This is a genomic window from Bacillota bacterium, from assembly GCA_040754675.1.
Classification (GTDB): domain Bacteria; phylum Bacillota; class Limnochordia; order Limnochordales; family Geochordaceae; genus Geochorda.
Window position 1 is genome coordinate 1 of the sequence record JBFMCJ010000768.1, and the last position, 1612, is coordinate 1612.

Here is a 1612-nt window from a genome sequence, read left to right on the forward strand (position 1 = left end):
ACTGGGCCTTCCTCCTGCCCGGCCTCCCCGCCGTGAGCAGATTCCGGCACCGCTAGTTCGCAAGCCGCAACCTGGACATCACCCAGCCCCAGGCGCCGCCGCACCCCCTCGGCCCTCTCCCGCCACTCCCGGGACAGCCGGTCGAGGTAAGCAGCGACCGGCCCCTGCAGCACACTCTCCGCACCGGGGTGCGTCGGGCGCGCCCCCGATTCGGCCACGATGTCGCGCAGAGCCTGGGGGTTGTCAATTATGGGACAGGGCGCCAGGTGGTTGGGGTTGAACGGCTGCCGCTTTTGGTAGGCCCGGAACAGGGGGTTCGCCAGGACTTCCCGCAGGCTCAGGTCCTTTATGTTCCCGACCGAGAAGTGGGCAAAAGCGCAGGGCTCAACCTCCCCCGAGGCCAGAATGTGGAAGTAGCGGCGGCCACCAGCAATGCACCCGTTCGTGAGATAACCGTCGTTCCAGAAATCAGCCCAGAGGTACGGCTTGGAAGTTCTGATTTCCCTCACTCGATAGACCAGATACTCCCGCTGCTCCGGCGTCACCATGAGCTCCACGTCGGGATCGCGGCCCACCGGGATGTAGTGGAAGCTCCAGCCGAAGAACGCACCTTTCTCGATGAGCCAGTCGATGAAGCCATCGGACGTGACCTCCTCCACGTTGTGCCGGGTGATGGTCACCGACGTACCGAAGATCAGCTTCCGCTCCTTGAGCCGGTCCATGGCCGCCGATATCCGGTCGAACACCCCTGCACCCCGGCGGGCATCCGTGGTCTCCGGCAAGCCTTCCAGGCTGATGCAGGGCACGAAGTTGCCCACCTCAAGGATGCGATCAGCCGTCCGGTCGTCGATGAGGGTGCCGTTGGTGAAAGCCATGAAGGCCACATCCCGGTGCCTGGCAAACAGCTCGAAGAGACGCTTGTAGAGGAGCGGTTCGCCGCCTGACAGGACTATCCAGTATATCCCCAGCTCCTTCGCCTCCGTCACGATCCGGTCCAGGAGTTCAAACGGCATGGTGTGGTACTGCGCGTACTCGCCCGCCCAGCACCCCACGCACCGCAGGTTGCACGCCTCCGTGGGGTCCACCAGGATGAAGTGCGGGACCCCGTGACCCAGCCTCTCCGCCAGGGCGTACTGGACGGGGAGGCCGAGCAGGATACTGTTAACAAACCAGTTGAAAACCACACCCCGGTGCTGGTTGGGATGCACCTCCAGCGCCAGCCGGCGCACGAACCGCATCATGGCGGGATTATCCCGCAAAGTCACCGCCAGCTCTTCTACCTGGCGGCGGTGCGCCTCCATCACCGCCAGCCGCTTGCCCCACGAGAGGATGGAGTCGACGGCCCGCTCCGGATCCCGCCGCAGGTAGCCCACCAGCCACTCCATGGCCCGGCGGGCCGCATACCGCTTGGCCCGCAAACTCACGCTTCCGACCGCCACCTCCCACCATCCCCTTTCACCCCGTCCTTGCGGGCACACACTGGCGCCTCGCCGCAACACGCCGGACCGCCCCGCCACACCCCACCCCCTGAGCCGGCGGCAGGTGCCAGGTCATGCCCTTATGCGAATTATAGCATGAACTGGCAGCCCCGTCCACCGCTTCGGCTGCGTTC

The 1612-nt window shown here is 65.5% G+C and carries 1 protein-coding gene; it reads right to left on the reverse strand.

All coding sequences use genetic code 11. From position 1 onward, the window contains the following. The coding region (locus AB1609_23420; protein ID MEW6049384.1) for a radical SAM protein at positions 1-1424 on the reverse strand (1424 nt) is incomplete at its 3' end. Positions 1425-1612: the final 188 nt, after the last annotated feature.